This is a genomic window from Paracoccus sp. MBLB3053, from assembly GCF_031822435.1.
Taxonomy (GTDB): domain Bacteria; phylum Pseudomonadota; class Alphaproteobacteria; order Rhodobacterales; family Rhodobacteraceae; genus Paracoccus; species Paracoccus aurantius.
The window spans coordinates 1,714,675-1,738,995 of the sequence record NZ_JAVQLW010000001.1 but is presented as its reverse complement, the minus strand read 5'-3'; the positions used below and the strand labels follow the sequence as shown (position 1 = coordinate 1,738,995).

Below are 24,321 nucleotides of genomic sequence, written 5' to 3'. Positions count from 1 at the left end.
TGCGCAAGCTCCGCTGGCGGGCCTGGCTTTTTGGGAAGGCAGGTCGGTCACGGAGCGCGGGTCAAAGGGGTCCTCAGGCCGTGCCCGGCCAGAAGCTTCCCGAAAATCTGCCGCGTCTCTAGCAGGTGATCTGTCATGCCGCAACCGCATTGAACACGGAAATGAGAGCCGCCGTTCCGTCAAAACCGGACTGTGGCAAGGAACCGACTGTTGTTGGCGCTAACGACCGTCGCCCGGGCTAGAATCCAGCCTCGATGCCGTACGAATTTCCGGCGCCGAACCACTCAGATGTCATCGGTCGAGCGATGCGTGACGCCTTCTCGCGCCGTGTTGCGTCCGTTGGCCGGCTTGGGGCGCGCGATGCCTTCGAGCAGGTCAAGCGGGCTTGGAACGCTGACCTTCCTCAGCCGACCGACCGGCATGGGGACCTGCTTGCTGAATTCGGTCAGGACCACGCCCGCGACAAGGACCTGGCTGATCTTCTGCCCGCCCTGTTCCCACATCTGGGCGCTGCGCAACCAGAAGCGGCGATCGGACGGAGGAATGTAAAGCGCGGCCCCCGTGGCTTCGCTCACGAAGCCCGCACTGCGAGCCAACCCCTCGAGCTGCCCGGCGGTATAGCTGCGACCGGTTCCAAAGGGCGTGGCATCCGATCTGGCCCAGAGCCCCGCGCGGTTGGCCGCCATCACCAGCATTCGGCCGCCCGGACCAAGGACCCGCCACGCCTCTGCCAGCATTTCCTGGGGTCGTTCGGCCGTCTCAAGCGCGTGCAGCAGGATCAGGCGGTCGACGCTGCCGGTATCCAGCGGCCAAGCGGTTTCGTCGCAAAGCACGGCGCAATTGGGCAGTCCCGGCGGCCAGGCCATCACCCCCTGCCCTGCAGGCATGAGACTGGTCACCCGCCTTGCGCGGGCAAGGTAGGGACGCTGCAATGGGGCCGCGAAGCCATAGCCCACCACGGACATGCCGGCTGAGCTCTCGGGCGGCCAGATCTTCGTCAGGCGATCGCGCAGGATGCGCTGGACCACCCGGCCAAGCGCCCGGTTGTAGTAAAACTTTCGCAGCTCCATCACGTCCTGATGCATTGCGCCTCTCGCCTTGCCGCGCCAGACTGCGGCAAAGTGAAGGAATTGCCAATGCCGCTGAAACTCGTCGCCATTCGATGCCTCACGGACAATTATGCCTGGCTCGTGCATGGCAACGGCCAGACGGCCTTGTTCGATGCGCCCGAGGCCGCACCCATCCTTGCAGAGCTCGCGGCGCGCGGCTGGACGCTGGACCTGATCGCGCTGACCCATCACCACGCGGACCATATTCAGGGTGTTTCTGAGCTGGTCGCCGCGACGGGCGCGAAGGTCATGGGAAATTCCGACGATGCGGCGCGGCTGCCGGCACTTGATTTCCCGGTCCGTCCGGGCGAGACGACCGACATCTGCGGAGAGCCCGCCGAGGTCATCGACGTCTCCGGCCATACGATCGGCCATGTGGCATTCCATTTGCCGCTTTCGAAAATGGCCTTCACCGGCGACAGCCTCATGTCGCTAGGTTGCGGCCGGCTCTTTGAAGGATCGCCGGCGATGATGTGGGAAAGCCTGGTCCGACTCGATGCCCTGCCGGGCGACACGCTGATCTGTTCCGGTCATGACTATTGCCGCGGGAATGCCGCCTTCGCGCTGACGATCGATCCTGAAAATGATGCATTGCGGCAACGGCTCGATGACACGGCCAGCGGCAGGCTGCCCTGCGCCCCGGCCAGCCTCGATAACGAACGCGCGACCAACCCTTTTCTGCGGGTGGGCGCATTGCGGAATGGGCTAGGAATGGAGGGTGCGACCGATGTCGATGTTTTTGCACGAATTCGCGGGATGAAGGACAAATTCTGAGTGGTTTCTGCAACGCAGCAAGGATTTTCTGGCCCGCGACGGTGTATTTCAGGCCTCTGGCCACAGACCTGACGGATGCTTGAAAACCCGGCATCCGAATATCACATCTATTAGAACCGTCAGGATTTCGGCTGGAAGATTACGAAAAACCGCTTGAATTGCGCGAGATTCCACCAAATTCTTAAATGTATCGTGACAGTCTGGTCAGGTGGACCGCCTCGGTGGCCCATACCGCCAGCCGACTGACAGGAGCTGAACCGTGCCGTCCTTTTCGAACACGCTGGAACAGGCAATCCATTCCGCGCTGGCCCTCGCCAACGAGCACCGGCATGAACTCGCTACGCTTGAACATCTGTTGCTGGCGCTGACGGATGAACCCGACGCCGTCAAGGTGATGCGGGCCTGCAATGTCGATCTGGACGAACTTCGCCGGATGCTTGTGGAATTCATCGAGGATGATCTTTCGACGCTGATTACGGATGTCGAAGGTTCGGAGGCCGTTCCAACCGCCGCCTTCCAGCGCGTGATTCAGCGCGCGGCGATCCATGTTCAGTCATCGGGTCGAACCGAAGTGACCGGCGCCAACGTTCTCGTGGCTATCTTTGCCGAGCGGGAATCGAACGCCGCCTTTTTCCTGCAAGAACTCGACATGACGCGCTATGATGCGGTGAACTTCATCGCACATGGCGTCGCCAAGAACCCTTCTTTCTCGGAAAGCCGCCCCGTGCAGGGCGCCGAGCAGCCGAGCGAGCAGGCCCAGGCAGAACAGCCCGCCTCGAAGGAGGAATCGGCCCTGTCGAAATATTGTGTCGACCTGAACCGCAAGGCTGCGAAGGGCGATGTGGACCCGCTGATCGGTCGCGCCGACGAAGTCGAGCGCTGCATCCAGGTGCTCTGCCGTCGCCGCAAGAACAACCCGCTGCTGGTCGGCGATCCCGGCGTCGGCAAGACCGCCATCGCCGAGGGGCTCGCGCTCAAGATCACGCGTGGCGAAACGCCCGACGTGCTGGCTGGCTCGACCATCTTCTCGCTCGACATGGGCGCGCTGCTGGCGGGCACCCGCTATCGCGGCGATTTCGAGGAACGCCTGAAGGCCGTCGTCAAGGAACTCGAGGACCATCCCGACGCGATCCTCTTCATCGACGAGATCCATACCGTGATCGGCGCGGGCGCGACCTCGGGCGGGGCGATGGATGCTTCAAACCTGCTGAAACCGGCGCTGTCGGGCGGCAAACTGCGCTGCATGGGCTCGACGACCTACAAGGAGTTCCGCCAGCATTTCGAAAAGGACCGTGCGCTTTCCCGTCGTTTCCAGAAGATCGACGTGAACGAGCCGACCGTGCCCGACACGATCAAGATCCTGATGGGACTGAAGCCCAGTTTCGAAAAGCACCACGACCTGCGCTACACCAATGACGCGATCAAGACCGCGGTCGAGCTGTCGGCTCGCTATATCCATGACCGCAAGCTGCCCGACAAGGCGATCGACGTGATCGACGAGGCCGGGGCCGCCCAGCATCTTGTGTCAGAAAGCAAGCGCCGCAAGACGATCGGCCCGAAAGAGATCGAGGCCGTGGTGGCCAAGATCGCCCGCATCCCCCCGAAAAACGTCTCCAAGGACGATGCGGCGGTGCTGAAGGATCTGGAAGCCACGCTGAAGCGGCTGGTCTTCGGCCAGGACGCGGCGATCGAGGCGCTGTCCTCCTCGATCAAGCTGGCGCGCGCCGGTTTGCGCGAGCCGGAAAAACCCATCGGCAACTACCTCTTCGCGGGTCCGACGGGTGTCGGCAAGACCGAGGTCGCAAAGCAGCTCGCATCGACCCTTGGCGTCGAACTTCTGCGCTTCGACATGTCCGAATACATGGAGAAACACGCCGTCAGCCGCCTGATCGGCGCGCCTCCGGGCTATGTCGGCTTCGACCAGGGCGGGCTCCTGACCGATGGCGTGGACCAGCATCCGCATTGCGTGCTGCTGCTCGACGAGATCGAGAAGGCGCATCCCGATGTCTACAACATCCTCTTGCAGGTGATGGATAACGGCAAGCTGACCGACCATAACGGCCGCCAAGTCGATTTCCGCAATGTGATCCTGATCATGACCTCGAATGCAGGGGCGGCTGACCAGGCCAAGGCCGCCTTCGGCTTTGGTCGTGAACGCCGCGAGGGTGAGGATACAGCCGCCATCGAGCGGACCTTCACGCCCGAGTTCCGCAACCGCCTGGATGCGGTGATCAGCTTCGCACCGCTGTCGCGCGATATCATCGTTCAGGTCGTCGAGAAGTTCGTCCTGCAACTGGAAGCGCAGTTGATCGATCGCGGTGTCCATATCGAACTGACCGACGAGGCCGCGCATTGGCTGGCGGAAAAGGGTTACGACGACAAGATGGGTGCACGTCCGCTGGGCCGCGTAATCCAGGAAACCATCAAGAAGCCGTTGGCTGAAGAGCTGCTTTTCGGTCGCCTGACCAAGGGCGGCGTGGTCCGCGTCAGGATCGATGACGACAAGCCCGTCTTCGACATCACCGGCCCCGACGCGCCGCGCATCAGCAATTCGAAGCCGCCGCTGCTGACGGCCGACTGATCGAACTCCTTACAATGCAAACGGGCGGCCCAACGGCCGCCCGATTTCATTTCCGCAGATCCGGCATCAGCCCTTGGCCTTGCCTTCCTTGATCTTGGCTGCCAGGTCCTTGGCTATGGCGAAAGCCCCCTTGATGCGGTCTGCATCGCTGGGCCAGTCGCGCAGCACGACGATCTTGTTGTCGGTGACCTTGGCCTGCCCTTTCTGGTCATGAATAAACTCGACCAGACCTGCAGGATTGGGGAATTTGTCGCCGTGGAATTGCACGGTCGCGCCCTTGGGCCCAGCATCCAGCTTCGAGATATTCGCCCGTTTCGCCATCGCCTTGATGCGGATGACCAGCAGAAGCGTATTCACCTCACGCGGCAGCGGGCCGAAGCGGTCGATCAATTCGGCGGCGAAGCCTTCGAGTTCCACCTTGGTCGTCAGTTCCGCCAGCCGCCTGTATAGCCCCAACCGAACGTCCAGATCGGGGATATAGCTTTCCGGGATCGTCACCGGAACGCCGAGATTCAATTGCGGTGCCCATTCATCCTCGGGCGTGCCTTCGATCTCGCCGGATTTCAGCTTGGCAATCGTTTCCTCCAGCATCTGCTGGTAAAGCTCGAAGCCGACCTCCTTGATATGGCCGGATTGCTCTTCGCCGAGCAGGTTCCCCGCGCCGCGCAGGTCCAGGTCCTGCGAGGCAAGATTGAAGCCCGCGCCCAGGCTGTCGATGGCGCCGAGGAACTTCAGCCGCCGCATCGCCTGAGGGGTCAGCGGTACGCGCGGCTTGGTCGTCAGGTAGCAATAGGCCCGCGTCTTCGACCGGCCTACCCTCCCCCGAATCTGGTAAAGCTGCGACAGACCGAACATGTCGGCGCGCCAGACCACCATCGTATTCGCCGTCGGGATGTCGAGACCCGATTCCACGATGGTCGTCGCCAGAAGCACATCCGCGCCTCGGTCATAGAAGGCGTTCATGCGCTGGTCGAGATCGCCCGCCGCGAGCTGGCCATGGGCGACGATAGTGCTGACCTCGGGGACATGCTCCTTCAGCCAATCCTCGATCTCGGGCAGGTCGGTCAGGCGCGGCACAACGAAGAAGCTCTGCCCACCACGATATTTCTCGCGCAGCAGGGCCTCGCGGATGGTGACGCTGTCGAATTCGCTGACATAGGTGCGGATCGCGAGGCGGTCGACCGGCGGCGTGCCGATGATCGAGAGGTCCCTGACCCCGGTCAGCGAAAGTTGCAGGGTACGCGGGATCGGCGTCGCGGTCAGGGTCAGGACGTGGATGTCGCTGCGCAGCTCCTTCAGGCGCTCCTTGTGGGCGACGCCAAAATGCTGTTCCTCATCGACGATCAGCAACCCGAGATTTTTGAAGCGCACCTGCTTGGCCAGCACCGAATGGGTGCCGACGACGATGTCCACCGTGCCCTCGGAAAGGCCCTTGCGGGTCTCGGTCGCATCCTTGGCCGAGACGAAGCGCGAAAGCGGGCGGACATTGATCGCGGTGCCGCGGAAGCGCTCGGCAAAGGTGCGGAAATGCTGCCGCGCCAGCAGCGTCGTCGGCGCGACCACCGCGACCTGCCGCCCCTGCGAGGCGGCGATGAAGGCCGCGCGCATCGCGACCTCGGTCTTGCCGAAGCCGACATCGCCGACGATCAGCCGGTCCATCGGACGACCCGCCGCCAGATCGTCGGTCACATCGACAATGGCCGAGGCCTGGTCTTCGGTTTCGGCATAGGGGAATCGGGCCGCGAAGCTTTCGATCTCGTGATGCTCGGGTTCCAGCACCGGGGCGGGACGCAGCAGGCGTTCGGCCGCGACCCGCATCAGCTTGTCGGCGATCAGCTTGATGCGTTCTTTCAGCCTGGCCTTGCGGGCCTGCCAGGCGCCGCCGCCCAGCTTGTCGAGCATGCCTTCTTCGTGCCCGTAGCGGCTGAGCAACTCGATGTTCTCGACAGGCAGATACAAGCGGTCGCCGCCCGCATATTCCAGCGCCACGCAATCATGCGGGACCTTCAGCGCCATCACGGTTTCCAGCCCGGTATAGCGCCCGATGCCGTGTTCGACATGAACGACGAGATCGCCCGGAGACAGGGTCTGGGTGTCGCGCAGGAAATTCTCGGCCTTGCGGCGCTTCTTCGCGCCCCGGATCAGCCGGTCACCCAGCACGTCCTGTTCCGAGATGACAGCCAGCGGCCCTGTTGCCTGACCGTCAGCAACGAACCCTTCGTCCAGCGGCCAGACCGCAAGGCCGATCGAACCCGGCTGGCCCGGCAGATCGCGCATGTCTGCGACGGGCTTGGCGCCCTGAATGCCTTCATCCGCGATCAATCCGGCAAGACGCTCGCGCGCACCTTCCGAAAAGCTTGCAATCACCACCCGGCGCGAGGCTTGAAGATGTCGAATATGATCAGCCAGTGCCTTGAACAGGTTTCCCTTTTCTGCCTGCCTCTCGGGCGCGAAATTGCGCCCGACCCGACCGCCCGCGTCCAGTACGCCAGGACCTGGCGGCTGGGGCAGGACCGAAAGCCTCAGCATCCGGTGCGGGGCAAGCCATGCCTTCCAGTCGACCTCATCGGGAAACATCTCGGCAGGCGGCACGGGGCGATAGACGCTGTCCGTACCCCCCTTGCGCTTGAGTGCCTCGCGACGCGCGTCGAATTGCTCGCCGATGGTGTGCCAGCGCGCATCCCTCACCTGATCCAGATGATCGTCGGCAACCACGGTCGCCTCGGGCAGATAGGCGAAAAGGCTGTCCATGCGTTCATGGAACCAGGGCAGCCAATGCTCCATCCCCGCCATCTTGCGGCCGGCGCTGATCCCTTCGTAAAGGGGATCATTCGCCCCACCGCCATATTCAACCCGGTAATTCTGGCGAAAGCGGGTAATCGCAGCCTCGTCCAGAATGACCTCGGACATGGGGGCAAGCTCGACCCTGTCCAGTTTCTCGGTGGACCGCTGCGTCTCGGGATCGAAGCGGCGGGCGCTTTCCAGCACATCGCCAAACATGTCGAGCCTGATCGGCCCGCCCTCTCCCGGCGGATAGATGTCGATGATACCGCCACGGACCGCGAAATCCCCCGGCTCGGTCACCGTTGGCGATTGCGAAAAGCCCATGCGCGCCAGAAAGTCCCTGAGCGCGCCTTCGTCCAGGCGGCTGCCGACGGCGGCCGAAAAGCTGGCGTCGCGCAGCGCCTCGCGCGGTGGGACCCGCTGCATGGCGGCACCGAGCGTCGTCAGCAGCACGAAGGGGCCTCTGATCGCACCATGGGCGAGCGCGGTCAGCACGGCCATGCGCGCCGCCATCACCCCCGGCGCGGGCGACACCCGGTCATAGGGCGTCGTATCCCAGGCAGGAAATTCCAGCACAACGGCGGCGGGCGAGAAAAAGGCCAGAGCAGCCCGCATCGCGGCCATGCGGCGGTCGTCGCGGGCAATGTGGATGACAGGCTGGCCGCGCGACAATTCGCGCGCGATCAGCGCGGCGTCGAGGCCTTCGGGTGCCCCGGAAAGGATCAGGTGATCGGACATGGGGAACGAGGTAAAGCGGTACGGGATCTTGTCAAGATAACCTCGCTAGAAGCCGAAAGGATGGGTCATCATCCAGATCGCGCCACGATAGGCCGTCACCGCCACTGCGAGGATCGAAACGGCAGTGATCATGCCGCGCTGTCGGCGCATCAATCGTGCCGCGGCGTAGGCTGCACTGTTCACCCCGATCTCGCCACGTTCGGCCGCCTGCAGGATGGTTTCGACACGACGCGCAAGTCGCGCCTCAAGGATGAAAAGGACGAAAAACGGCACCGTCAGCAGGACAAGTGCCTGCGCCATTTCCAGCCCGTAAGCAAAACCCAGAAGCGAAAGCACGGTCACGATGAAGGCCGAAATACCCATGAGAATCGTCGCCTCGTGCGAGGCGATCCGCCATCGCGGCAGGGTCAAGGACAGCCAGTCCAGCAGCAACAGCGCGGCAGGGTGATCCTCGTCCAGTCCGGGCTTTCGTGGAACCTGTGACAGGATGTCTGCCGGAACGCCCAGAATCCTGCGGCCGGCCATGATCCAGGCCAGCGTCAGAAGCAACCAAAACCAGATCGAGCCGAAGGATCGGCTGTCGAGGATGGTCAAGATACCTTGGGTCAATGGCAAGTCGGTCTCCGGGGCACGGCGTCAGGGAACCTAGCGGCGCGACGGGAAAAGGAAAACCACGTTCTCGTGCCCTTTGGCCGCGGGGGTTGCGCCGCTGCAACTGAGGGTGCAGGGTCTGGTCAAATTTCGCGCGCGCCCGATCCTTCGCGCGGCCAAAGAGGAAGGTCCGCAATGTCCCCGAATCCGATCGTAGCCCCTTTTCCGGCCACCCGGCTACGTCGCCTGCGCCGCACGCCCGCATTGCGCGCCCTTGCGACCGAAACGAACCTGACCCGCGGCAACCTGATCTGGCCGATTTTCGTGACCGAAGTCGAAGGTGGTGCGGGCGAGATCCCCTCGATGCCCGGCGTCGAAAGACTGACGCTCGACGGCGCCAGGCGCGCAGCCGAAACCGCGATGCGGCTGGGCATCCCCGCGATCTGCATCTTTCCCCATTCCGATCCCGATTTGAAAACCGAGGATTGCGAACGCGCCTGGAACCCCGAGAACATCGGCAACCGGGCGATCCGTGCCATCAAGGAGGTTGCCCCCGATCTCGCCGTCATGACCGATATCGCGTTGGACCCGTATAACGCGAATGGCCATGACGGTCTGGTGCGCAACGGGGTCATCGTCAACGACGAGACGGTCGAGGCGCTTTGTCGCATGGCGCTGGCGCAGGCTGAAGCCGGCGCCGACATTCTTGGCCCTTCCGACATGATGGACGGCCGCATCGGCGCGCTGCGCCAATCGCTCGAATCGAACGGCTACAAGGACGTGGCGATCCTGTCCTATGCCGCGAAATACGCGAGCGGATTCTACGGCCCATTCCGCGATGCGGTCGGAGCCTCGGGCAGGCTCGTGGGCGACAAGAAGACCTACCAGATCAACCCGGCGAACCGCGAAGAGGCCATACGCTGTGTCGCCCGCGATCTGGCGGAAGGGGCGGACATGGTCATGGTCAAGCCCGGCATGCCCTATCTGGACATCTGCCGCATGGTCCGCGATCAGTTCGCGGTCCCGACCTATGCCTATCAGGTCAGCGGCGAATACGCCATGCTGGAGGGGGCGATCCGCAATGGCTGGCTGTCGCGCGACGTGGTGCTGGAAAGCCTGCTTGCCTTCCGCCGGGCGGGCTGCGATGGCATCCTGACCTATTACGCGCCGCAGGTTGCCGAACTACTGGCGTGACGGGGCGAAAGGCCCTATCATCCCGGTCCAACGGGCGGGCCAACCGCCGATCAGAGGGATGAGGGAAAGATGAAATCGCCCAATGGTTTGAGCAGGCGCGGTCTGCTTCTGGGGATGACGGCCTTCGGATTGGCGGCGTGCAACAACGCGGTCGGCCAGAACGCCTCGGCGCGGCTTGACGCGCGCGTGGATGCGACGCGCAACTATCTGCTGCAAACCTATCCCGGTGTGTCGGGCATGGTGCAGAACGCCAAGGGCGTTCTCTACATGCCTCTGATGACCGAAGCCGGCTTCGGCGTCGGCGGCGCCTATGGTCAGGGCGCGCTGCGCATCAACAATGTCACGGTGGATTACTATTCGGCGACGCAGGCCAGCGTCGGCTTCCAGATCGGCGCGCAGCAATATGCCCATGTGCTGATCTTCCAGACCGACGCGGCGCTTTCCGATTTCCGCCGCGCCAATGGCTGGGTGGCCGAGGCCGACGCCTATTACGCGCTGCCGACGCGCGGTCTTTCGCTGGGCACCGATACGATCACCGCGCAGCAACCCGTCGTTGCGATGGTCTTTGGCCAATCCGGACTGATGGCAGGTGCCGCCATCGCAGGCACCAAATACAACCGCGTGATCCCGTCGACCTTCTAGGCCGGGCAGATAGGGAACAGATAAGGGCCGCGCATCTGTCGCGGCCTTTTCATTGCCGAAGCAAAGGCTCAGCTTCCGTGGATGATGCGGACGTAGTTCTTTGTCTCGCGATAAGGTGGCACGCCACCATATTTGGCAACGGCACCCGGTCCGGCATTATAAGCCGCAAGCGCAAGCCGCCAGCTTCCGAACGTGTTGTACATCATTCGCAGGTATCGCGCCCCGCCTTCCAGATTCTGCTTGGGGTCGTTCGGGTTGATCCCCAGCTTCGCGGCCGTGCCGGGCATCAACTGGGCAAGCCCCTGCGCCCCCTTGTGCGAGCGCGCCGACGGGTTCCATCCGGATTCCTGCTGGACAAGACGCAAGAACAGGTCCTCGGGCACGCCATGCTTGCGGGCCATGGCCCGGGCATGGGGCAGGTATTCGCTGCGGCGGCTGCCCTTGTAGGCCGGGATGGCCGTGGGCAGCGCGATATCCACCACGCTTTTCGTCGATACCCCGCTTGGTCGCAGCCGGGCGGATTGCTGGTATTGTCCCGCCAGGCGGCTATCCATCAACCTGGTCTGACGCTCGAACTGGGCGATACGCGATTTGCCGCTTTTCTGTAGCCGCAGCCCATCGGCCGAGGCCGGCAATGCGATCGAACAGCTCAGAGCCAGCGCCAATGTGGCATGCCCCAATTGACGCAGCCGGGCGCGTGCAGGTGAAACCATTTCTCGTCCCTCATGCCGACAGTTCTTTTTTGTGCGTCACTATAGCCCAAAGGGCGGCAAATGCTGCAAGCCTGTTTCCGCTCCTGCCCGATCACTTTGTTGATCGGCGAAATGCCGCCGAATCCGTGGCCTTCGGGTCACATGAAGCGCAATGGCCAAGCCCCTTGCCGCCACCGGGCAAGAAGCGTTAGACCATCCGGAACGAGACACGCAAAGACAAAGGACCGTTTGCATGGCAGGCAGCGTCAACAAGGTGATCCTGATCGGCAATCTGGGTCAAGACCCCGAGATCCGCACCTTCCCCAGCGGAGGCAAGGTCGCCAACCTGCGCATCGCCACCTCGGAAACCTGGAAGGACCGGAATTCGGGGGAACGCCGCGAGCGCACCGAATGGCATACCGTGGCGATCTATTCCGAGCCGCTGGTGCGCGTTGCCGAGCAGTTCCTGAAAAAGGGCTCCAAGGTCTATGTCGAAGGCCAGTTGGAAACCCGCAAGTGGCAGGACCAAAACGGCAACGACCGCTATTCGACCGAGGTGGCTCTGCGCCCCTTCCGCAGCGAACTGACCATGCTTGATGGCCGCGGCAGCTCGGGTGGCGGACGTGACGAAAGCTATGGTGGCGGCGGTTATGAAGGCGGCTCGTCAGGTGGCGGCTATTCCGGCGGCGGCTCGGGTTCGGGCGGCGGTTACGGCGGTGGTGGCCGGGGCGGGCAATCCTCGGGCGGACGGCCGGATTTCGACGACGAAATCCCGTTCTAGGGCGTAGACCTCCAGATCGGAAGTTTGACAGGAAAAATTCCCTTACCCTCAGAGGGGTAAGGGGCTGCTATCGAACAAAAGGTAAGGCAACCAGTTCGATATCGGGCATGCCAGCACAACAGCGGAAGTTTCGACGCGTTTCGATACATCTCCGACCTGAAGGGGAGCGTTTGCCGCTCCTCCTCGAAGCAGATGGTTGCCCTGCCCACTGCCCGACCTGCCTCCTCTTGAACCGTCGAGGAAACGAGGCCGCCTGGGGGACTATGGAGGTCGTCGCCAACGACCTTCTGCTTCTGAGCCACATACGGCTTTTCCGGATTTCGAAAACCGGATGGAAGATGGGCAATCCCTGACTACCGCCGAGATTCAGTCGATTGCTCAACTCTGCTGCGTTTCACTTTCCAGCCTTTGCCAGCTCAACGAGGTGAAAGTCACCAAAGCCAGATTCGATCAGGCGTTTGCTCAACAGCACACAAAGTGTGCGGTTTTGTCGAGCATCAAGAACTTGCAAGGGTCATCGAGATCATCATGACTGGAGACCCCTCGGAGACTTGGGTCAAAGATGAAATACGGAGCCGAAATCGGGCGATTGCGACTACTTTGGCCCTTGTCGGACTGCGCGACCGCGAACTCAGGCAACTGAACCTAAATGACGTCAATACCAACCAAGGAAAGTTAACTGCTGCTCGTCGTTCAGACGACATCGAGGAACCGCGGCTTAAGGAACAGAATGCCAAGACCTACGATCGGATCGTGCGTCGCCTTTATATCGTTTCCGAAAGAATAGAAGAATACCTATACAACCACCATTCCGATGCTGCGGAGTTGACCGGCTCGAACTTTTTGTTCTTAAGCCATGGCCCTGTCTCGCGTGGGCAACCCATCTCCAAGGAAGTGGTCTACGATGCGGTTAAGCAACTGGGACATCATTTGAATGTTCCCGGCCTGCATCCTCATTCGCTGAGATCAGCATGGATTGAGAACCTCGCAGATCGGGCTATGGGAACAACATTTCCTTCGGTCAATTGGATCGATTCGCTAACTGGAGGATCAGCCGCAGCGATTTTCAATCGCTTTCGCGGCTCGTCTAATGGTCAGAATTTACTGAATATCATCGAAGCCGAACATATTGCACTATGTGTGTCCGAAAGGCCGACGGGGAACTTGCCTGTCCCACATGCAGTATACATTCGACCTTTGGGAAAGATTACGAGCTTCGGGCCTGACCGCCCCGCTGGCCTGCCCCAATGGGGTGGTCCGGTTTCAATCTTGGTGCATGCTAAGCCGGCCACTGCAGGACCTCGGGGGCCGGAGGCCTGTAGCCCAGCGAGGAATGCGGGCGTTTCGTGTTGTCGTGGCGCCGCCAGGTCTCGATGACAGCCTTCGCCTCGGCGAGCGTGTAGAAGATCTCGCCATTGAGCAAAGCTGGCGTTGAAGCTTTCGCAATAACCCGTCGTCGGGAAAACAGTCCCCCGGACTGTTTTCTGATCCTCCTCCATCCCAAGATGAGCCCAGTCCGATCGACCCGCTTCACGTTCACGGCCCGCCTCCCCAAGCAGCACAGCGACGCGCCATAGCGGCCATATCCGCTGGCAAGCGCGATGATGTCGGCAGTCACCAATAGCAAAACTTAGGGAAGCCGAGCGCCGAAGCAGCCATACGAAGCCGTGGTCATGGAGGCCGAACTGGCAACCCTTTCACCCAAGCGGGCGTGAATTGACGAATCGCTTTTGTCGGAATAGGAACAAATCAGGAACATAAAAGCCTGATCCATGACCGCAAACCCTTTTCCCTCCGGGGTCGCGCCTCTCGGGCGGGCGTCAGCCCCATTGGCACCGCAGCCTTCGGGCTGGCAGGCGCCGGTCCTGTCCGAAGCCTTTGGCACTCGCCCCCTCGACGGGGCTGCAGCCGGATTCGTCCGGGCTGCCCTGCCGCGTGGACATGTGCTCTGGGCCCAGGACAGGCTCAGCCGGATCGAGTTCGGCGCCCCCTTCCTTCCCGGCATGGGCCGGATTCTGCTGCGACTGGACCTGATGCGGGCAAGCGACGTGCTGAGCGCGCTCGAGGACGGGCTGCAAAGCCATGCCCTTGCCGCGGTGATTGGCGAAATCCATGGCGCGCCGCCTGCGCTCAGCTTCACTGCCAGCCGCAGGCTTGCCCTGCGCGCCGAAGCGGCGGGCATCCCCTGCTGGCTGATTCGCCACGCCGCCCCCGCCAAGGGAACAAGTGCTGCACGCATGCGCTGGCGCCTGACAGCCCTGCCCTCGGTCCCCGATCCCGACGACCCGCAGGCACCGGGCGATCCACGCTGGCGTGCCGAACTCTTCCGCGCCCGAGGCGCGCCCCCATCGCTTTGGGAGGCGCGTCATGATCGAACGGCGGATCGTCTCGATTTCCTTGCCCCATCTCGCAATCGAGAGCTGGCAGCGCCGAAACGTCGGTTGGCCTGAGGATAGGCCACTGGTTCTGGCCACAGCCGGTCCGCATGGTCCGATCGTGCATGACATGAACCGCTCGGCGCGCCTTTCCGGCATATCAAAAGGTGCAAGGATTGTTGATACAAAAGCCGTTCATCCCGCATTGAACGTCGCAGATGCGGATCACATGGACGATTCGAAAACCCTGCTTCGCCTTGTCCATTGGTCATGTCGCTGGGCCCCATGGAGCGCGCCCGACGGGCCGGACGGGCTTTTGATCGACACGACGGGAGCGGACCACCTTTTCGGCGGCGAAGTCGCGATGCTCAAGGGAATGCAGGCGCTTTTCGCCCGTGCCGGTTTCAGCGTGCGCCTGGCCATCGCCCCGACCCGAGGCGCGGCTTGGGGGTTGGCCCGCCTGGGCCCTGAACGCGCGATCTGCGGGTCCGAGATCCTGCCCTGCCTCGCCCCCTTGCCCGTGGCTGCATTGCGACTTGATCCGCAGACAGTGCTTTTGCTGCGGAGATTGGGGCTCAAGACCATTGCCGATCTGGCCGCCATCCCGCGGCTTGCACTGATGCGCCGCTTTGGCCGCGCAAACCTCGCCGAAAACCCCTTGACCCGGCTTGATCAGATGCTAGGCCGCCTGCCCGAGCCGCTGGATGCGCCGGAACCTCCGCCCCGCTTCCTTGCGGAACGCCGGTTGGCCGAAGCGGTGATGGACCCGAGCGACTGGCTGCCCGGCCTGATGCGCGATCTTTGCGCCCTGCTTGCCGGGCAGGATCAGGGCTGCCGCCGGGTGCGGCTGTCGCTTTTCCGCGTCGATGGCGAGCGGCGTGAAGTCAGCGTCACGACCGCCAGCCCAACCCGCGATGCCGATCACTTGCTGCGGCTTTTTGCCGGCAGGCTCGACAATGTCGATCCGGGCTTCGGCCTTGATCTGCTGCGCCTTGTCGCGGAGGCGGTGGAGCCCTTGGCAGCGGCTCAGCCCGGCCTGGATGGCGAGGGCGTCGAAGGGCTGGAACTGGCCCGGCTGGTGGATCGCCTGACCGCGCGCTTCGGCACGGGCGCGATCAGTCGGCCGCTGCCGCGCGAAAGCCATCTGCCCGAGCGCGCCGAGACCCCCGGCGCGCCGCTGACGGATACGCCCGCCCTGCCTGCCCGTGCCGACCGCCCGTTGCGCCTGTTGACCCCGCCCGAGGAAATCCGCGTGATCTATGCCATCCCCGAAGGGCCGCCCGCCCTGTTCATCTGGCGCCGCCAGACCCTGCGGGTGGCCCGCCATGCCGGGCCCGAGCGCATTGCCCCCGAATGGTGGCGCGATCGTTCGGGGACGCGGCTGCGCGACTATTTCCGGATCGAGGACCCGACCGGCCTGCGCCTGTGGATCTATCGCGAGGGGCTGGCCCATGACGGCCGTGGCGGCACGCCGCGCTGGTTTCTGCACGGGATCTTCGCCTGATGCCGGAACAACCGCCCCATGCCAAGCCTCGCCTGCCAGAAAGCCATGGCCACAACCCGCCCGCGGATTACGTCGAACTGGCGGTGAGCAGCGCCTTCAGCTTCCTGCGCGGCGCCTCGCATCCGCATGAACTGGCCGCGACCGCCTATGTGCAGGGCCATGACGCGTTGGGCATCGCCGACCTGAACAGCCTCGCGGGTGTCGTGCGCCTGCATGCGGCGGCCAAGCAACTGGGTCTGCGCCCGGTCATCGGGGCGCGGATCGTGCTGGAAGACGGCACGGGGTTTCTCGCCTATCCCACCGACCGCGCCGCCTACGGCAGGCTTTCCTCGTTGATCTCAAAAGGGCGGCGGTGGGATCTTGAGGGCGGCTGGCAAAGGAAGGGGGCCTGTGATCTGTCGCTGGAGGACCTGGCCGCCCATGCCGAGGGCCTGCGCCTGATCTGGCTGCCCGGAGATGATCTCAGCCCCCTGCCCGCGCTTGCCGCACGCCTGCCCCAACTTACCCATGTCGCGGCAAGCTGGCTTTACCGTGGCGACGACCGGGCCCGGATCAATCGGCTTGACAGGGCGGCGCGGGCGGCGGGGCTGTCCATCCTTGCCACCAACGACGTGCATTACCACGCGCCCGAACGCCGCCCGCTGCAGGATGTGATGACCTGCATCCGCCTGGGCACAACGATCGCGCAGGCCGGGCTGCGCCTTGCGCAGAATGCCGAGCGCCATCTGAAGCCCCCTTCCGAAATGATCCGCCTGTTCAGCGACTGGCCCCACGCCATCCACGCCACGCGCGAATTCGCGGATGCCTGCCGATTTTCGCTGGACGAACTGCAATACGAATACCCCCATGAAAGCGTGCCCGCAGGCAGGACGGCGCAGGACCATCTGGCCGACCTGACATGGCAGGGCGCGGCCGCCCGCTATCCGGGCGGCCTGCCCGGCGAAGTCCGCCAGACCATTTCCAGGGAACTGGCAATGATCGAGAAGAAGCGGATTGCCCGGTATTTCCTGACCATCCATGAAATCGTCACCCATGCGCGGGCCAATGGCATCCTGTGCCAGGGGCGTGGCTCGGCGGCGAATTCGGCGGTCTGCTATGTGCTTGGCATCACCCCGGTCGACCCGGCCGTCCATGAACTGCTTTTCGAACGCTTCATCAGCGAGGATCGCGACGAGCCGCCCGATATCGATGTCGATTTCGAACATGAGCGCCGCGAGGAGGTGATCCAGCACATCTATGCCAAATATGGCCGCGACCGCGCGGGGCTCTGCGCCACCGTGATCCATTACCGCCCGCGCAGCGCCATCCGCGAGGTGGGAAAGGTGATGGGCCTCTCCGAGGACGTGACCTCGGCCCTGGCCAATACCGTCTGGGGCAGTTGGGGCGAGGACATGAGCGCGGCGCATCCCGACCAGGCAGGGATCGACCTGACCGACCCGTTGATGGCCCGCACGGTGAAGCTGGCCGAGGAAATAATCGGCATGCCCCGCCACCTGTCGCAGCATGTCGGCGGCTTCATCCTGACCGAAGGGCCGTTGACCGAAACCGTCCCCATCGGCAATGGCGCAATGGCCGATCGCAGCTTCATCGAATGGGACAAGGACGACATCGACGAATTGAAGATCCTCAAGGTCGATGTGCTGGCCCTGGGGATGCTGACCTGCATCCGCAAATGCTTCGACCTGATCCGCGCGCATCACGGGCGCGATTTGACCTTGGCGACGATCCCGGCCGAGTGCGACCGCACCTATGACATGCTTTGCCAAGGCGACAGCGTGGGCGTCTTCCAGGTGGAAAGCCGGGCTCAGATGAACATGCTGCCCCGTCTGCAACCGCGCGAATTCTATGACCTGGTGATCGAGGTCGCCATCGTCCGCCCCGGCCCCATTCAGGGCGACATGGTCCACCCCTACCTGCGCCGCCGCAATGGCGAGCCGGTCGAATATCCCTCACCGCGCGACGGCGATCCCGACGAACTGAAAAAGATCCTCTACCGGACGCTGGGCGTTCCGATCTTTCAGGAACAGGCGATGAAGATCGCCATGATCGCCGCCCGCTTCGACGCACGCGAACTGAACCAGCTGCGCAAGGCGATGGCGACCTTTCGCTCTCGCGGCACGATCGGAGAATTGCAGGACAAGATGGTCGGCCGCATGATCGAGCGCGGCTACGACCCTGTCTTTGCCCGACGTTGCTTCGACCAGATCAAGGGGTTCGGGGAATATGGCTTTCCCGAAAGCCATGCCGCGGCCTTCGCGCATCTGGTCTATGTCTCGGCATGGCTGCGCTGCCATTTTCCCGATGCCTTCGCCGCGGCGCTTCTGAACAGCCAGCCGATGGGTTTCTACGCCCCCGCCCAGATCGTGCGCGACGCGCGCGAACATGGCGTGCCCGTCTTGCCGGTCGATGTGAATTTCAGCGATTGGGACAACCAGCTTGAACCCTGCGGCGGGGGGTTCGCACTGCGTCTCGGCCTGCGTCAGATCGACGGGCTCGCGCGTAGTCAGGCCGCGCGGTTGACCGAGGCGCGGGATGAGCCCTTTGCCGATCTGACAGAGCTTCAGCGCCGCGCCCGCCTGGATGCCCGGGCACTCCGGCAGATCGCGGCGGCGGATGCGCTGCGTTCAATGGGGCTGGATCGCAGGGGCGCGCTCTGGCAGGCCCGCGCGCTGCGCGACGCGCCCGACCTGCCCCTGTTCCGCGAGCGGGACGAGGGCGAGGAACCCGAGATCATGCTGCCCGCCATGCCCCTTTGCGAGCATGTGACAGCCGATTACCAGACGCTGCGCCTGTCGCTGAAGGCCCATCCCATCGCCTTCCTGCGTCGCAGCATGCAGCGGCAGGGCTACGTTGCCGCACAGGGGCTGGCAGGTCTTCCGAACGGGGCCACGCTGCGCATGGCCGGGATCGTCCTGATCCGCCAGCGGCCCGGCAGCGCCAAGGGCGTCTGCTTCGTCACGCTCGAAGACGAAACCGGCAGCGCCAACCTCGTCATCTGGCCCAAGGTCTTCGCCCGTTTCCGCAAGGTGGCAATGACCGCGCGGCTGCTTGAGGTACATGGTCGCGTGCAGCGCGCAGAGGGCGTGACCCATGTCGTCGCCGACTGGCTTGCCGACCGATCCGACGCGCTTCTGCGCCTGTCAGGAGAGGTTGCGCCCCGCGGCGAGCTACCCGCGCCCCGCCCCGGGCATCCGCGCCAGCATCGGATCCTGCCCCGGTCGCGGGACTTCCACTAGGCCGCGCGGCAGGCGGAACAGGACGCGCCGAAAAAGCAAGGACCGCGTCCCTTGCGGGGCGCGGTCCTGCTTGGATCGGTCCGGATCGGCAGATCTTACTTGATCTTGCCTTCCTTGTACTCGACGTGCTTGCGCACAACCGGGTCGTACTTGTTGACCGTCATCTTCTCAGTCATGGTACGAGCGTTCTTCTTGGTAACGTAGAAGTGCCCCGTACCGGCCGAGGAGTTCAGACGGATCTTGATCGTCGTCGGCTTCGCCATTTGCTTCGCTCCTGCTGCGGGGCAAAACGCGTATAGCAAACCCCGTGGAATCTCTTGGAAGCCGCCTTTTAGCTTCCGGGCCGTCAAAGTCAACCGGGAATCGGGCAGGAAATCTCGGGATTGCCGGGGAATTTCAAACCATGAGCCTCTGCCCGGCCCGGTTCGATGGATCCCGACGCAAAGCCCGGACAATGCCGCTGACCGGGCGGGCCAAAGCGGTGGAGCCTGACATGGAAAGACGAATCGGTCAAAAACGCGCGGATGGCCTGTAAGCCGGATTTTGTTCCGGGGTTGCCCCCTTCGATGACCATTCCTCTGGCCCCGCCATTGCTGACGGGATCTAGCTGCCAACCCGGACCTGCTGGGGCGAAAGCAGCCCTGCCTTGCGGCGCGCGGTCCCTATTCGGCATTGCTCCCGGTGGGGCTTGCCTTGCCGGTCCTGTTGCCAGTCCCGCGGTGGGCTCTTACCCCACCGTTTCACCCTTACCTGCGCAAGCACAGGCGGTCTCATCTCTGTGGCGCTTTCCCTAAGGTTACCCCCGCCGGGCGTTACCCGGCACCGTGCCTTCATGGAGTCCGGACTTTCCTCGACGATTGCTCGCCGCGGTCATCCGGCCATCCGCGCGACCGACGAGATAGGCCGATACCCGCCAATGGTCAAGCCGAGCCGGCCGAACCTTTCACACCTTCATCCGAGATGATCCAGACCTTTGCAGCCTCGAAGGCAGCGTTCGGAAAGACCGCCACCTCGCCCGGCATCAGCGGTGCGAAAAGCTTGATCGAACGGGTGATCCAGCCGATGTCACTGACCACCGCAATGCGTTCGAAGCTGCGCCAATGGGTCAGGCCAAGGCGCGCATCGTCCCACATGGCTCCTGCCGTGTAACCCTCGAATTCGGGCCCGATCTGCATCAGCAGCCGCAGCTTGCCGTGTTTCTGGGCCTTATCCCGAACCAGGGGGATAAGCTTGTCCTCGTAATCGCCTGAAGTCACCTCGCCCAAGGCGCGAAGGGCGATGACGTCATCGGGAAACCCCTCAAGGATCTGATAGCCCTCGGGGGTTGCCTCGGGCGATCCGGCCCAGGAAATCGCCTGTTCCTGATCCCCGGCATCGAACTGGCGCACCCGCGCCCGAACGAAGACATTGGCAAGCCCCGGCAGAAAGGTAAGCCCGGCCACATCCGTGACGATGGCCACGCGAGGAAGGACCGAGGCCCGCTTGCGCACAAGATCGAAATGCGCGCGCAGGGCCGACATTCCCTCCCAATGCGGCACGCCCTTCAGGAAAACGACCAGACCGGGCATCCGGTCGTGCTTGCTGGCGTAATCGTCGATGGTCTGCCCAAGCGTATCGAAGGCGCTGGCCGGCAGCGGCCCCTCGGGTCGCGCCATGATCACGTTGCGCGTCTCGTCTGTCTGGATATCGAGCATTTCAACGTCTCCTCTCGCTAGACAAGGAAACGCATGCGTCAGCGCGCCGGTTCTCAGAAAGGCACGTCGTCCAGACCGCCCCCACCTGCGGAAGCCGGCTGGACATAGCCTGCCTTGATCGTCTTGAAACCGGTCGTGAACTCGACGGTCAGCGTATCCTCGGCAATTCCCATCACCGTCCCATTGCCGAACTTCTGGTGAAACACCCGATCCCCCACCGAAAAACGCGCCGCAGGCTCGGCATCGATGATGACCGGCGCGCGATGCACGGGCTGCGCGCGATCGGCACTGCGTTGCTGCATACGCTTCCAGCCGGGCGAATTATAGACGTCTGCCTTGGCGGCGCGATCGTGCATTCCTGACTGCATATGGGACTGATGACCAAAGGACTGCGCTGCAGCTCCGTAGCCCCCGCCGTAAAGCCCGGGCGGGGTCAGAACGTCAACATGATCCTCAGGCAGCTCGTCGATGAAACGCGAAGGCAGGCTGGATTGCCATTGTCCATACATGCGCCGGTTGCCCGCAAAGCTGATGGTGACCAGTTCCTCGCCCCGCGTTATGCCGACATAGGCGAGCCGCCGTTCTTCCTCGAGCCCCTTCATGCCGGTCTCGTCCATGCTGCGCTGGCTGGGGAAAAGCCCGTCCTCCCACCCCGGCAAGAAGACGATGGGATATTCAAGGCCCTTGGCGGCGTGCAGCGTCATGATGCTGACCTGATCGGCCTGCTCGGCCTTGTCATTATCCATGACCAGCGCGACATGTTCGAGGAAGCCCTGGATGTTCTCGAATTCTTCCAGAGCTTTGACCAACTCTTTCAGGTTGTCGAGCCGGCCCGGCGCATCGGGTGACTTGTCGTTCTGCCACATCGCGGTATAGCCGGATTCGTCCAGGATCCGCTCGGCCAATTCGACGTGGTTCGCGGCGCTGTCGATGGCATCAGCATGCCAGCGCCCCATGCTCTCGACAAAGACACGCAGCGCGGCACCACCCTTGCCCCCGATCGCGCCGACGGCCAGGGCAGAGGCCGCGCCTTCCAGCAGGGAAAGGCCGCGCTCGCGCGCTTCGACCTGGATTTTCTGCACGGCCTTGTCACCCAGACCCCGCTTGGGCAGGTTCACGACCCGTTCAAACGCCAGGTCGTCCGTGGGCGACACAGCCAGCCGGAAATACGCCATCGCGTCGCGGATCTCTTGCCGTTCATAGAAACGCGGGCCGCCGATGACGCGATACGGCAGGCCGATGGTCATGAAGCGGTCCTCGAAGGCCCGCATCTGGTGGGACGCGCGGACAAGGATCGCGATATCGTTCAGGCCGCGCTGGCCCACCGCATGACGATGGCCGCCGTGGAAGGATTCGATTTCCTCTCCGATCCAGCGGGCTTCGGCCTCGCTGTCCCAATGACCGATCAGGCGAACCTTCTCGCCGCCCTCGGCCTCGGTCCAGAGGGTCTTGCCCAGACGCCCCCGGTTCGCCGCGATCAGCCCCGAGGCGGCGGCCAGGATATGCGCCGTCGAGCGGTAGTTCCGCTCCAGACGGATCACCTTGGCGCCGGGGAAATCGGTTTCAAAACGCAGGATGTTGCCGACCTCGGCACCGCGCCAACCATATATCGACTGGTCGTCATCGCCCACGCAGCAGATGTTGCGATGCGCCTTGGCGAGCAGGCGCAGCCACATGTATTGCGCGACGTTGGTGTCCTGATACTCGTCCACGAGGATATAGCGGAAGCGGTCCTGCCATTGCCGCAGCACGTCTGGATGGGCCTGGAAGATGGTGACGCAATGCATCAAGAGGTCGCCGAAATCGACCGCGTTCAGTTCCAGCAGACGGCGCTGATATTGGCGATAGACCTCTGTCACTTTTACTTCATGCCCCGAACCTCCATCACGTTTGGTAGTGAATGTTCCAGGCACGCGTTCGATTGTCTTTTCCGCCGAGGCAGGAACGGCATCTGGCCGCCAGCATCTGTTTTTATAGTTGTCAATGTGCGATGCTACCCAACGCGGGGTCCACTTCTTCACATCGACATTCTCCGCTTCCATAAGCTGTTTCAACAGCCGGATCTGGTCGTCGGTATCGAGGATGGTGAAGCTTGGCTTCAGATGCAGCGTCGCATCGCCAACAAGTTCGGCATGGCGGCGCAGGATCTTGACGCTGATCGAGTGGAACGTCCCAAGCCAAGGCATGCCTTCGACCATCTCGCCCAAGAGGCGGCCGATACGCTCCTTCATCTCGCGCGCGGCCTTGTTGGTGAAGGTCACTGCAAGGATCTGGCCCGGCCTGGCCTTGTTCAGCGTCAGCAGATGCGCGATGCGCGTCGTCAGGGCCCGTGTCTTGCCCGTTCCCGCACCCGCCAGCAGAAGGACGGGTCCATCAAGCACCTCGACCGCCTCGCGCTGCGCCGCGTTCAGCCCGTCCAGATAGGGCATCGGGCGCGCGCCCATCGCCCGTTGCGACAGGGGCACAGGAGCCGCTGCAGCCTCGAAGGCGTCAAATTCGTCGAATTCGTTCATTGCGCAAACATAGCCCCTGCTGGCGTGCGGGGAAAGCCCATGTTCACGCCTTGTTCACATCAAGCCCGAAGACCCGCAAAAATCGATGGGTCGAGGCTTGCCTGCGCGAAGGTCTCGCCCCGCGTCAGCACGCTGACCGCGTCATGTGAATGAAGTGATTCCTGATGGCTGGCCACCACACGGAAATCGCCCACGCGCGCGTCCGACATCAGCACGCCGGCAAAGGCCCTTACGGCATCCTCGACGAAGATCGGATTCGCGGCGTTCAGTTCGGCGAACGCCTGTTCGTCCTCGCGCTTGACCATGACCTGCGTTTCGGTGGGCACGGCCCGGCGGCAAAGGTCGACGAGGTCCTCGAACCACATGCGATGCTCACCCTGGATCACGGCCGAGATACGCGCAACCGAGCGCTGCGAATGCGGCGTGGCCAATTGCCCCCGCATCTGGCGCGCATGTTCGGACAGTTCCAGCGAACAAGGGCAGGTCGAACTGTAGACGTAATCCAGGTGCATGATCTGCAGGCGCTGGCCCGCCCGCTCGACCAGTTCCAGCGCGATGTCGTAATACTGCCAGCCCGTCAGGCCGGAACGCAGGGATTCGACCCGCATCGGAAAGCTGAAGCGCATCTGGATACGGGCATCCAAGCTTTCCAGATCGGATTTGTAGTCGTCGAGAGCGGCTTCCAGCACGCCGACCGAAAAGCGCTTCTCGGCATGGGCGTAGAATGAGCGCATGATCCGGCTCATGTTGATGCCCTTGCGATCTGCCTCAAGGCTGACCGTTCCGGTGACCGAAGTCTCAAGCGTCACCTCTCCGCCTTCATGGGTGGAATCGGGACGGGTCTGGTATCGGATCGGCAAGCGGAAGTTCGAGATCCCGACATGCTGGATCGGCGCGCGCGCACCCACGATCAGGCTGGCCGGACCGTTCTGCAGGTCAGGCAGGCTTGCCTTGTATCGGTCATCGACACGGAAATCCGCGGGGTATTCGCGCGACAGCGCCGGATAGGCGCGATCCGTGGCGACAGGGCGGGCTTCGGTCATGGTCGTCTCCCCTGACAGGTCGGGACGAATTTGGGGACTGGGAACGAAAAATAAAGGGGCGCCGTCACAA

General features: G+C 63.3%; 16 protein-coding genes, 1 other RNA gene and 2 pseudogenes. 9 read left to right on the top strand and 10 right to left on the bottom strand.

All coding sequences use genetic code 11. From position 1 onward, the window contains the following. Nucleotides 1–284: 284 nt before the first annotated feature. A complete protein-coding gene (locus RGQ15_RS08755) occupies nt 285–1,085 on the bottom strand; it encodes a class I SAM-dependent methyltransferase (protein WP_311159830.1) in 801 nt (266 codons plus the stop codon). Nucleotides 1,086–1,136: 51 nt separating this feature from the next. On the opposite strand from RGQ15_RS08755, the gene gloB reads away from it, so the two are divergent. Both gloB and clpA read left to right on the top strand, forming a co-directional pair. Continuing rightward, nucleotides 1,137–1,883 (top strand): hydroxyacylglutathione hydrolase, encoded by a 747-nt coding sequence (gene gloB / locus RGQ15_RS08750; RefSeq protein WP_311159829.1) that lies wholly within the window; start codon nt 1,137–1,139, stop codon nt 1,881–1,883. Between the two features lie 259 nt (nt 1,884–2,142). Continuing rightward, nucleotides 2,143–4,464, top strand: coding sequence for an ATP-dependent Clp protease ATP-binding subunit ClpA (gene clpA, locus RGQ15_RS08745; RefSeq protein WP_311159828.1), 2,322 nt, complete (start codon nt 2,143–2,145; stop codon nt 4,462–4,464). 66 nt (nt 4,465–4,530) lie between these two features. On the opposite strand, the gene mfd is transcribed toward clpA, so the two are convergent. Together mfd and RGQ15_RS08735 are read right to left on the bottom strand one after the other, a co-directional pair. Further along, a complete protein-coding gene (mfd, locus tag RGQ15_RS08740; RefSeq protein WP_311159827.1) occupies nt 4,531–7,986 on the bottom strand; it encodes a transcription-repair coupling factor in 3,456 nt (1,151 codons plus the stop codon). A 45-nt stretch (nt 7,987–8,031) separates the two neighbouring features. Beyond that, the gene (locus RGQ15_RS08735; RefSeq protein WP_311159826.1) at nt 8,032–8,601 is read right to left on the bottom strand and encodes a hypothetical protein; all 570 of its coding nucleotides are present in this window, start codon (nt 8,599–8,601) and stop codon (nt 8,032–8,034) included. A 171-nt stretch (nt 8,602–8,772) separates the two neighbouring features. Between RGQ15_RS08735 and hemB the strand changes: the two genes are divergently transcribed. Together hemB and RGQ15_RS08725 are read left to right on the top strand one after the other, a co-directional pair. Then, complete coding sequence (hemB, locus tag RGQ15_RS08730) at nt 8,773–9,771, top strand: porphobilinogen synthase (RefSeq protein ID WP_311159825.1); 999 nt, start codon at nt 8,773–8,775, stop codon at nt 9,769–9,771. A 69-nt stretch (nt 9,772–9,840) separates the two neighbouring features. After that, nucleotides 9,841–10,413, top strand: coding sequence for a lipid-binding SYLF domain-containing protein (locus RGQ15_RS08725; RefSeq protein WP_311159824.1), 573 nt, complete (start codon nt 9,841–9,843; stop codon nt 10,411–10,413). Nucleotides 10,414–10,481: 68 nt separating this feature from the next. Here the strand turns inward: RGQ15_RS08725 and RGQ15_RS08720 are convergent, their stop codons facing one another. Next, the gene (locus tag RGQ15_RS08720) at nt 10,482–11,126 is read right to left on the bottom strand and encodes a lytic transglycosylase domain-containing protein (protein ID WP_311159823.1); all 645 of its coding nucleotides are present in this window, start codon (nt 11,124–11,126) and stop codon (nt 10,482–10,484) included. 232 nt (nt 11,127–11,358) lie between these two features. Between RGQ15_RS08720 and ssb the strand changes: the two genes are divergently transcribed. Both ssb and RGQ15_RS08710 read left to right on the top strand, forming a co-directional pair. Next, complete coding sequence (gene ssb, locus RGQ15_RS08715) at nt 11,359–11,886, top strand: single-stranded DNA-binding protein (protein ID WP_311159822.1); 528 nt, start codon at nt 11,359–11,361, stop codon at nt 11,884–11,886. A 528-nt stretch (nt 11,887–12,414) separates the two neighbouring features. After that, a pseudogene (locus tag RGQ15_RS08710) lies at nt 12,415–12,876 on the top strand (site-specific integrase); the annotation flags it as partial. Between the two features lie 289 nt (nt 12,877–13,165). On the opposite strand, the pseudogene RGQ15_RS08705 reads toward RGQ15_RS08710, so the two are convergent. Beyond that, nucleotides 13,166–13,337: pseudogene (locus RGQ15_RS08705) on the bottom strand (integrase core domain-containing protein); the annotation flags it as partial. A gap of 378 nt (nt 13,338–13,715) precedes the next feature. On the opposite strand from RGQ15_RS08705, the gene RGQ15_RS08700 reads away from it, so the two are divergent. The 3 genes from RGQ15_RS08700 to RGQ15_RS08690 are packed head-to-tail and all read left to right on the top strand — an operon-like array spanning nt 13,716 to nt 19,001. Continuing rightward, nucleotides 13,716–14,336 (top strand): ImuA family protein, encoded by a 621-nt coding sequence (locus tag RGQ15_RS08700; RefSeq protein WP_311159821.1) that lies wholly within the window; start codon nt 13,716–13,718, stop codon nt 14,334–14,336. Continuing rightward, the gene (locus RGQ15_RS08695) at nt 14,254–15,765 is read left to right on the top strand and encodes a Y-family DNA polymerase (protein WP_311159820.1); all 1,512 of its coding nucleotides are present in this window, start codon (nt 14,254–14,256) and stop codon (nt 15,763–15,765) included. Before RGQ15_RS08700 ends, RGQ15_RS08695 begins: the two co-directional genes overlap by 83 nt. Then, complete coding sequence (locus tag RGQ15_RS08690; protein WP_311159819.1) at nt 15,765–19,001, top strand: error-prone DNA polymerase; 3,237 nt, start codon at nt 15,765–15,767, stop codon at nt 18,999–19,001. Before RGQ15_RS08695 ends, RGQ15_RS08690 begins: the two co-directional genes overlap by 1 nt. Before the next feature lie 95 nt (nt 19,002–19,096). Here RGQ15_RS08690 and rpmG read toward each other — a convergent pair whose 3' ends face one another. From rpmG to folE2, 5 genes are all read right to left on the bottom strand, one after another. Then, complete coding sequence (rpmG, locus tag RGQ15_RS08685) at nt 19,097–19,264, bottom strand: 50S ribosomal protein L33 (protein WP_101752137.1); 168 nt, start codon at nt 19,262–19,264, stop codon at nt 19,097–19,099. Between the two features lie 253 nt (nt 19,265–19,517). Next, nucleotides 19,518–19,887: RNase P RNA component class A (gene rnpB, locus RGQ15_RS08680), an RNA gene on the bottom strand. A gap of 34 nt (nt 19,888–19,921) precedes the next feature. Beyond that, entirely contained in the window at nt 19,922–20,695 is a 774-nt protein-coding gene (locus RGQ15_RS08675; protein ID WP_311159818.1) for a SpoIIAA family protein, read from the bottom strand. A gap of 53 nt (nt 20,696–20,748) precedes the next feature. Further along, the gene (locus RGQ15_RS08670) at nt 20,749–23,208 is read right to left on the bottom strand and encodes an ATP-dependent helicase (RefSeq protein WP_311159817.1); all 2,460 of its coding nucleotides are present in this window, start codon (nt 23,206–23,208) and stop codon (nt 20,749–20,751) included. A 59-nt stretch (nt 23,209–23,267) separates the two neighbouring features. Beyond that, nucleotides 23,268–24,251 (bottom strand): GTP cyclohydrolase FolE2, encoded by a 984-nt coding sequence (folE2, locus tag RGQ15_RS08665; RefSeq protein ID WP_409201311.1) that lies wholly within the window; start codon nt 24,249–24,251, stop codon nt 23,268–23,270. Nucleotides 24,252–24,321: the final 70 nt, after the last annotated feature.